The sequence below is a fragment of the Streptomyces sp. E11-3 genome (assembly GCF_046540415.1).
Lineage (GTDB): Bacteria > Actinomycetota > Actinomycetes > Streptomycetales > Streptomycetaceae > Streptomyces.
The window spans coordinates 2,651,176-2,660,017 of record NZ_JAZGRL010000001.1 but is presented as its reverse complement, the minus strand read 5'-3'; the positions used below and the strand labels follow the sequence as shown (position 1 = coordinate 2,660,017).

8 protein-coding genes are annotated in these 8,842 nt (G+C 69.3%); 2 read left to right on the top strand and 6 right to left on the bottom strand.

Annotated features, from left to right (window positions below; all coding sequences use genetic code 11):
• The first annotated feature begins 349 nt into the window (after positions 1–349).
• Positions 350–1,438, top strand: a complete 1,089-nt coding sequence (gene ychF / locus U9R90_RS11930) for a redox-regulated ATPase YchF (RefSeq protein ID WP_411056405.1) — start codon at positions 350–352, stop codon at positions 1,436–1,438.
• A 229-nt stretch (positions 1,439–1,667) separates the two neighbouring features.
• Here the strand turns inward: ychF and serB are convergent, their stop codons facing one another.
• Both serB and U9R90_RS11920 read right to left on the bottom strand, forming a co-directional pair.
• Complete coding sequence (serB, locus tag U9R90_RS11925; RefSeq protein WP_411056404.1) at positions 1,668–2,897, bottom strand: phosphoserine phosphatase SerB; 1,230 nt, start codon at positions 2,895–2,897, stop codon at positions 1,668–1,670.
• Positions 2,898–2,921: 24 nt separating this feature from the next.
• A complete protein-coding gene (locus tag U9R90_RS11920) occupies positions 2,922–3,959 on the bottom strand; it encodes a LysR family transcriptional regulator (RefSeq protein WP_411056403.1) in 1,038 nt (345 codons plus the stop codon).
• A 132-nt stretch (positions 3,960–4,091) separates the two neighbouring features.
• On the opposite strand from U9R90_RS11920, the gene serC reads away from it, so the two are divergent.
• The gene (gene serC / locus U9R90_RS11915) at positions 4,092–5,213 is read left to right on the top strand and encodes a phosphoserine transaminase (RefSeq protein WP_411056402.1); all 1,122 of its coding nucleotides are present in this window, start codon (positions 4,092–4,094) and stop codon (positions 5,211–5,213) included.
• Positions 5,214–5,235: 22 nt separating this feature from the next.
• On the opposite strand, the gene U9R90_RS11910 is transcribed toward serC, so the two are convergent.
• The 4 genes from U9R90_RS11910 to U9R90_RS11895 all read right to left on the bottom strand — a co-directional run bounded on the left by U9R90_RS11910 (position 5,236) and on the right by U9R90_RS11895 (position 8,763).
• Positions 5,236–5,934, bottom strand: a complete 699-nt coding sequence (locus U9R90_RS11910; protein WP_411056401.1) for a response regulator — start codon at positions 5,932–5,934, stop codon at positions 5,236–5,238.
• The gene (locus U9R90_RS11905; protein WP_411056400.1) at positions 5,931–6,965 is read right to left on the bottom strand and encodes a sensor histidine kinase; all 1,035 of its coding nucleotides are present in this window, start codon (positions 6,963–6,965) and stop codon (positions 5,931–5,933) included. The genes U9R90_RS11910 and U9R90_RS11905 overlap by 4 nt, the downstream gene beginning before the upstream one ends.
• Positions 6,966–7,213: 248 nt before the next feature.
• Positions 7,214–8,278 carry an aminotransferase class V-fold PLP-dependent enzyme gene (locus tag U9R90_RS11900; protein WP_411056399.1) on the bottom strand — a complete coding sequence of 355 codons (1,065 nt, stop codon included), beginning with the start codon at positions 8,276–8,278 and terminating at the stop codon, positions 7,214–7,216.
• A gap of 77 nt (positions 8,279–8,355) precedes the next feature.
• Positions 8,356–8,763, bottom strand: a complete 408-nt coding sequence (locus tag U9R90_RS11895; protein ID WP_411056398.1) for a RidA family protein — start codon at positions 8,761–8,763, stop codon at positions 8,356–8,358.
• Positions 8,764–8,842 lie beyond the last annotated feature (79 nt).

Sequence of the window (8,842 nt, the reverse complement as noted above, 5' to 3'; positions counted from 1 at the left end):
CCCGGTAGACACTCACGGACTCCGCGCCCACGGACCGGCTCCGGCCCCCGGGCCCCGAACCCGACGACTGGGGCGGCAGCGGCGGGGTACGTCGCGCTCGGGCCTGCGGGGGACGCGTCCTGTGTTGCTCCACCGCACCAACCTAGGTCGGCGGACGCCGGGAAACAGGACCGGGACACGCCCTTTGGACGACCTTGGCGCTGCGTTCGACGCGGGCACCCGCCGCGGGCTCAGCACGGCGGCCGGGCCGGGGGCGCGCGCCACGCCGTAGACTGGTGGATCGGCCCGGCCTGTCTACCAGCCGAGGCCCCTCCACCCAGCCCCCCTCACGTACGGGAAGTCGGTAAGCGTGTCGCTCACGATCGGAATTGTCGGTCTGCCCAATGTCGGCAAGTCGACCCTGTTCAACGCCCTGACCAAGAACGACGTGCTGGCGGCCAACTACCCGTTCGCCACGATCGAGCCGAACGTCGGTGTCGTGGGCGTCCCCGACCCCCGCCTCACCAAGCTCGCCGAGGTCTTCGGCTCCCAGCGCATCCTCCCGGCCACGGTCGACTTCGTCGACATCGCGGGCATTGTGCGGGGTGCGTCCGAGGGCGAGGGCCTGGGCAACAAGTTCCTCGCGAACATCCGCGAGTCCGACGCGATCTGCCAGGTCATCCGCGCCTTCCAGGATGAGAACGTCGTTCACGTCGACGGCAAGGTCTCGCCCAAGAGCGACATCGAGACGATCAACACCGAGCTGATCCTCGCCGACCTGCAGACCATCGAGAAGGTCCTCCCGCGCCTGCAGAAGGAATCGCGGATCAAGAAGGACATCGCCCCCAAGGTCAAGGCGGTCGAGGAGGCCCAGGCCATCCTGGAGCGCGGCGAGACCCTGTTCTCGGCCGGCATCGTCCAGGGCAGCGGCAACGAGGAGCTCCTGCACGACCTGCACCTCCTCACCACCAAGCCCTTCCTCTACGTCTTCAACGTCGACGAGGACGAGCTGACCGACGACGCCTTCAAGGCGGAGCAGAGCGCCCTGGTCGCCCCCGCCGAGGCGATCTTCCTCAACGCCAAGCTCGAGGCGGACCTCGCCGAGCTCGACGACGACGAGGCCCTCGAACTCCTCCAGTCCGTAGGCCAGGAAGAGCCCGGCCTCGCCACCCTCGCCCACGTCGGCTTCCGCACCCTGGGCCTCCAGACCTACCTCACGGCAGGCCCCAAGGAAGCCCGCGCCTGGACCATCAAGCAGGGCGACACGGCCCCCGAGGCAGCCGGCGTGATCCACACCGACTTCCAGAAGGGCTTCATCAAGGCCGAGGTCATCTCCTTCGCCGACCTGGTCGACACGGGCTCGGTCGCCGAGGCCCGCGCCAAGGGCAAGGCCCGCATGGAGGGCAAGGACTATGTGATGCAGGACGGCGACGTGGTGGAGTTCCGCTTCAACGTTTAATGGATTTCCGGATCCACCTCTGACCTGCATACGTGCAGGTCAGAGGTCTGTATGTACACGTGGTCCACAACCTTCGGAATCCGGCGAGTCTCGGGCTCGGCGAGGCCGGGTCGGTCTCAGAGCTTACGTGGAGAGCTCGGGACGGCTCGATCCTGCCGGCTCACCCTGCAACGGACCTTGGGGGCAGCTGACCCCGAAGGGAAGCTGACCCCGAAGGGGAGCTGACCGGTCAGCCGGCCTCGAGGACGTGGTCCCCCTGCACCGTCACCACCTCCTCGTGCGGGATGCCGAGCAGATACAGGAGTGAGTCCAGGAATGGCACGTTCAAGGTGGCGGGAGCCGAGCCGCGGACGGCGGGCTTGGCGTTGAAGGCCACGCCCAGGCCGGCGGTGTTGAGCATGTCGAGGTCGTTGGCGCCGTCGCCGACGGCCACGGTCCGGGCGAGCGGGACGCCGGCCTCGTGGGCGTACCGGGCGAGGAGCCGGGCCTTGGCCGGCCGGTCCACGACGGGGCCGGTCAGGCGGCCCGTGAGCTGTCCGGCCCGGACTTCCAGTGTGTTGGCGGCGCTGAAATCCAGCTTCAGGTGGTCCGCGAGATAGTCGGTGACCTGAGTGAAGCCGCCCGACACCACGCCGACGCGGTAGCCGAGGCCCTGCAAGGTACGGATCAGGGTGCGGGCGCCCGGTGTCAGGCGCACGTCGGCCCGCACCTTGTCCACCACCGAGGCGTCCAGGCCGGCCAGCAGGGCGACCCGGGCCTGCAGCGACTCGGTGAAGTCGAGCTCCCCGCGCATCGCCGCCGCGGTGATCGCCTCGACCTGTGCGCCGCACCCGGCGTAGTGCGCGAAGAGGTCGATCACCTCGTCCTGGATGAGCGTGGAGTCGACGTCCATGACCACCAGGCGACGGGCCTTGCGGGACAGGCCGGCCTCGGATATCGCCAGGTCCGCTCCGACCCGCCGGGCGAGCTCGGAAAGTTGGCCGCGCAGGAGCGTGGTCCCGACCCCGGAGACCAGAAACTCGACCGCTGTCACCGGGTGGCGGGCCAGCGGCGAGATCCGGTCGATCCGGCCGCCGAGGGCCGCGATCCTCGCGGAGATCTCGGCCGTGGTCCGGGCGGTGAGGGGATGGCCGACGACGGCGACGTGCGAGCGGTGCTCCCCGCGCAGCGACTCCGCACCCCGGGCGCGGCCCGGGGTCACCTCGGCGTGCAGCTCACGGGCTGCCGCCCAGTCGTGCACCGCGGCGCGCAGCCGCCCCTCCGCATGGGGTCTGCTCCCCGGCGTGGTGATGTGCGCGGTGAGGGTGACCTGCGCCTGGGTGCGCGTCTTCTCCACGTCGAGGACCGTGGCGTCGAACGCGGCCAGCTGTCGGAACAGACTGCTGGTGATCGTGGGCTGGTCCCTGCCGAAAATGCTGACCAGCAGGGTGGAAGTACGGTCGTCACGGTCGGCCGGCATGGTCCGGGGTCCTCTCGACGGGGTTCACGGGGTGCGAACTCGGGCTGCTGCCACGGCGGTCGGGCGACCGGTACGGCCGCGGTGCTCGGAGCCGGGGCGCGCACGCTCGGTGCCGTGGTGCTCGGCGAAGGCGTCCTTGGCCAGCTCGGTGAAGATCCGGGCGAGCGGATGCGCACCCTGTAGCGGGTGGAGCAGCCGCAGGGGAATGGCGGGGGCGTCGACGAGCGGAATGAACCGTACGGCGGGGTGCAGCCGACGGCGCAGCACGAGGTCGGGTGCGATGCCGACCCCCTTGCCCGCGGCGACCAGTTCGAGCCACTCGTCGAAGTTGCCGCAGTCGACGATCGACGACGGCCGGTGTCCCTCCGGCCAGTCCGTGACCTGGGTGATGCCGCTCACGGAGTTCATGACCAAGGGATGCTGGGCGAGTTCGGCCCAGGTGAGCCGGTTCCTGCGGGCCAGCGGCGATCCGCACGGCACCGCTGCCGCCCGGCGCTCGTCCCCCAGGTCGACCGAGCGCATGCCTCTGGCGATCGGGTTGATCCTCAACAGTGCGATATCGACGGCTCCTTGGTCGACCCCGGCCAGCTTCTCGTCCCGGCGCACTAGCGAGACACCGGCTCCGGTCCGCTCCTCGAAGCGGGAGACGGCGTCCTGTACCCAGCCGTCCGGGAGCAGCCAGGTGAAGCCCAGGCGCAGCACGGCTCCGTCGCTGTGCGAGCGGAGTGCTTCCTCGAGGCGGGGGAGCAGTACCTGAAGCTTGTCCCGGAGTTCCCCGCCGTCCCGGCTGAGGTGCACGGAGCGCGTCGTACGGTCGAACAGCTTGACGTTCAGGGCCTCTTCGAGGCGATGAATGCTGCGGGTCAGGCTGGGCTGATTGGTTTCGAGCGCCACAGCCGCTCTGGTGAAACTGAGGGATTCGGAGACCGCGAGGAAGGCTCGCAGGTGGCGGATCCCCACATCCGTCCAAGCCAACAGGGGCCCCTTTGCGTAGCGGTGGCACGATCGGTGAATGTGCCGGGCAAGTGAGCCTAAGGAGACGGCCGAGGCGACCGGAGCCATCCCCTCCCAAGGGGGCACGGGGATACGTCCAAGGATTCATGGGGCGCGTGAGACTGCTTCCTTCGATACGTTCCATGAGTCTTCCGGCGTCAGTTGGCCGGCCCCGGCACGGGCCGCGCATACGTTGCCGCCATGCCCGATATCCGGATTCCCGCTGAACTCAGGCCCGCCGACGGACGCTTCGGCGCCGGCCCCTCCAAGGTGCGTACGCAGGCGCTCGACGCCCTGGCCGTCACCGGTACCTCTCTCCTGGGCACGTCCCACCGCCAGGCGCCCGTCAAGGACCTGGTCGGACGGGTGCGCGGCGGCGTACGCGATCTGTTCTCCCTGCCCGAGGGCTACGAGGTGGTCCTGGGCAACGGCGGTTCCACCGCGTTCTGGGACATCGCCACCCATGGCCTGATCCATGCCAAGTCCCAGCACCTCGCCTTCGGAGAGTTCTCCACCAAGTTCGCCAAGGCCGCCCAGGCCGCGCCCTGGCTGGACACACCAACCCTCATCACCGCGGAGCCCGGCAGTCACCCGGAGCCGAAGGCCGAGGCGGGCGTCGATGTATACGCGTACACGCACAACGAGACCTCCACCGGTGTGGCCGCGCCCATCAAGCGGGTCGCGGGTGCCGAGGAGAGCGATCTGGTCCTGGTGGACGCCACCTCGGGTGCGGGCGGTCTGCCGGTCACCGTCACCGAGACGGACGTCTACTACTTCGCGCCGCAGAAGTCGTTCGCCTCGGACGGCGGTCTGTGGCTGGGGGTGTTCTCGCCGGCCGCGATCGAGCGTGCCGAGCGGGTCCATGCGAACGGGCGCTACATCCCGGAGTTCTTCTCGCTCCCGGCGGCGATCGACAACTCGCGCAAGAACCAGACGTACAACACCCCGGCGCTTTCGACTCTGTTCCTGCTCGGCGAGCAGCTGGACTGGATCAACGGGCAGGGCGGCCTGGACTGGGCGACGCGGCGTACGGCCACCTCCGCGGGGCACCTGTACGGCTGGGCCGAGGAGTCCACGTACGCGACGCCGTTCGTGGCGGACCCGGCCAAGCGTTCCGCGGTGATCGGCACGATCGACTTCGACGACCGGGTGGACGCGGCGGCGGTCGCCAAGGTGCTGCGCGCGAACGGGATCGTGGACACGGAGCCGTACCGCAAGCTGGGCCGCAACCAGCTGCGGATCGCGATGTTCCCGGCGATCGACCCGGCCGACGTCCAGGCCCTCACCGCCTGCATCGACTACGTCGTCGAGCGTCTTTCCTAGGGACCAGCGTCGTTCCTAGGGATCAGCGTCGTTCCCGGGCCGGGTGGGCGAGCAGCGACGCGGCCACAGCCTTGTTGTACGCATCGATGCGTGAGATCGCGCCCATCTTCTGGAAGATGTTCCGCAGATGGCGCTTGACGGTGCTCTCCGCGATGCCGAGCCGCGTCGCGATCTGGTGATTGCTGAGTGCGGCTCCCACGTAAGTGAGGATCTGCAACTCCCGTTGCGACAACGGGCTTTCACCGGGCTCCTCGGCCGTCGTCGGCTCCGCGGTGGTTTCCTCGGTGCTCTGCCGGCCCATCCCCAGGAACGCCTCTCGGGAGGCGGAAATGGTGATGTGGCCGGAGGGGGACGTGGCGTGCTGGATGGCGAAGACCAGCTCCTGCCTGGCCACGCCCTTGTGCAGAAATCCTTTGATCCCCTTCGCCACCAGTGCGTGAATCAGCGCGGCGTCCCCGTCGTGCATGGTGAGGACGATGATCTGGGTGCTGGGTGAGGCTTGGAGAATGCGCTCCACGGTGACCGGGGGGTCGTTGTGCGGCATCTCGATGTCGAGCAGGACGATGTCGGGCCTGAACTCGGCCGCGGCCCGGACGGCCTCGACCCCGTCGTCGGCCTCGGCAACCACCTCGAACCGCTCCTCCAGGTGCAGGACGTCCGCAAGGGCTCCCCGCAGCAACGCGTGATCGTCGGCTATGACAATGCGTGTTCGTCCGGTCATGGCTGCCCGAGACTCCTGGAGTAGGGGATCCGTACGACGACCCGGGTGCCCTGGCCGGGGGCGCTGGTCCACCGGATCCGCCCACCGAGTTCGCAGACCCGTTCCCGCGCCGACGAAAGGCCGGATGTGGCGCCCGATTCCAGCACTGCCGCCACATCGAATCCGCGGCCGTCGTCTTCGACGTATGCGCTGATTTCGTGCGGGGCGATGTCGACGGTCACATCGACCAAGGATGCCTCGGCGTAATTGAAGGTATTCCTCAGGCATTCTCGTAGGATCACGAAGAGTTCTCCGCGCAGCTGGTGATTCACCCACTGCTCGTCTCCGTTCACCCGGATCCGGGGTACCGGTGAGACATAGTGAGCGCTGTCCAGGAATTCCCTGAGGGATGCCTCGAGACCGGCCTTGGGCGCGGCTATGCGTAGATCCCCGACGAGCGTCCGGGTGTAACGCAGCGCCTGTTGCAGGGACGTATAGGCGCTCTGCAGGCGTTTCCCGCCAAGGCCGTCGAGCTCCTGGGCCTCATGGAGCTCCAGGCAGCGCAGGGTCATGGCCAGCGAACTGCCCAAGTGGTCGTGGATGTCCCTGGCCAGCTGCAGCCGCTCGTCGGAGTTGGCGTTCCTGACCGCGGTGAGGAGGAACGCGTCGTACCCCTGCATCGCCGACTGGACACGGAGGCCGACGCTGTTGTTGTAGGCGTGCAGGGCCCGTTCGAGGAGCTGGTCGGCTACCTCGCGGGGCATCGGGGCCACCGCGCGGCGCACCTGGTCGAAGAGGATCTCGAACAGCGTCGTGCAGGCGTCGAAGGAGTGCGCGGGGTGCACGCCCTCGAAGGCGCGGTGCCGGCCCAGGTCCGACGAGGCCGACAGTGCCTGCTCGTCGGGGCGTTCCCAGCTGCCTTCGGCGGCGGTGACGGAGGAGATGCAGTCGTCGAGGATGGCGCCGGCCTGCCAGGCGCACTCTTCCCAGTGCGGTGATTCGCACAGGACGTTGCCCTCGTCCTGCAGGGCATGTCGATAGGCGCGCAGCACGGTCGTGCGGCTTGCCGCGAGCGCATCCGCCAGCTGTCCGGAGTAGCCGCTGTCAGCGCTGCACGTGAGGTCCTGGGTCCTTTGACCGCTTGTCTTCTGAGACCTCTGAGACCTTTGACTGCCTATCATGTGACTTCAGCCTACATCGCACTGTTGCCCGAGCCGGACCCTGGTCCGGCTCGGGCAACAGTCGCGGTCCACCTGCGCTCGCGCGACGGGCTTCGGCTTCAGCCGCGCGAAAGCCCGGGCTACAGCGCCTTGCGTATCGCCGCGAGGGCGGCCTCGACGTCCGTGCGGTCGTTGAAGTAGTGGAATCCCACCCGGAGCCGGTCGGCGAGTGCCGAGGCCCGGATCCGCGCCGCGGCCAGTTCCTTGGTGAGGCGTCCGGCGTCCTCGGTCCTGACCACGGCGATCTGCGACTGCCGCCCGCTCGCGGCCCGTTGAATCCCGAGCTCGCGGGCCCCGGCCAGGAACTCGTCCGCGAGTGCCAGGCAGTGCGCCTCCACCGCCGCCGCGTCGAGGCGCCGCAGCAGCCGCACGGCCGCGCAGGCGCCGCTCCAGGAGAGCCAGGCCGGCGAGGTGTCGAGGCGCGCCGCCCCCGGCGCCAGGTCAAGGCCGCCCCCGAAGTAGGCATGCGGGGCCGGCGACGACTTCCAGCTCGGCATGAGCGGCCGCAGGCCGTCGAGGCGGTCCGGGCGAACCACGAGCCAGGCCGCGCCCCTCGGGCACAGCATCCACTTGTAGCCGTGCACGGCCAGGTAGTCGGGGCGCAGCTCGGACAGGTTGACGCGCAGGGCGCCCAGGGTCTGGGTGGCGTCCACGAACAGGCGCGCGCCCACCGCGTCGGTCGCGGCTCTCAGCGCGGGCAGTTCGGCTCGTACGCCATCCCGGCTGAGTAGCTCGCTGACGGCGAGCAGCACCGTACGGTCGTCCAGGGCGGCGACGAGATCCTCGGTGCGTACGGCGCCGTCGCGGGCCGCGACCGTGACGACCTCGTACCGCTCGGGGTCGAGGAACCGCCAGGGCAGCAGATTGCTGCGGAACTCGACCGCGGGGACCACGATGCGCCCCGGCGGCAGCGAGGCCGCAACCGTGGCGGCCGCCTCGGCCACCGAGGCCATCGTGGCGACCGAGGCACGCGGAACGCCGAGTTGACCGGCGAACAGGGCACGTGCCTCGGCCGCCGCGGCGTCCCAGTCGAGCCAGTCGAACTCCCCGCTGTGCCACTGGGACAGGGCCTGGCCGAGGGCCCGGTGCACCGGGGCGGAGCTGGGCGGTGAGCCGGGGGTGTCCAGCCAGGTGGAGACGCGCAAGGCAGGGAACAGAGACCGGAACTCCTCTTGCGACAACGCGTCCGCCGGGCTTCTCGGAGCCGCCGAAGCCGCCGGGCTCATGCGGGAATCGCCACGATTCCCTCGATCTCCACGGCCAGTTCAGGCTTGGCCAGGGCTTGGACCACGGCCAGGGAGTGCGCCGGGTAGTCACCTTCCGCGAACCACTCGGCGTACACCTCGTCGCGCGCCCTGAAGTAGCCCGGCAGACAGCTGACGCCCGAGACGAAGCTCGTCAGCTTCACCAGGTCGCCGGGGCCGGCCCCGAGCGAGGCGAGCAGCTCCCCGATGTTCGCGAAGATCTGCCGGGTCTGGGTGGCGACATCGGGACCGGCGAGCGAGCCGTCGGGGAGCGTACCCACCTGACCGGATATGTGGATCGTGCGGTGGTCTGCCGGAGCCTCGACGAGATGGCTGTACTTGCCGACCGGAGCACCGATGACGGACGGATTCGACGTGCTTGCCATGAAGGTCTCTCCCAATGAGAAGGGGCAGATGAGGAAGGGGAATTGAGAAGGGGAATTGAGAAGGGGAGCGGGGAGTGGG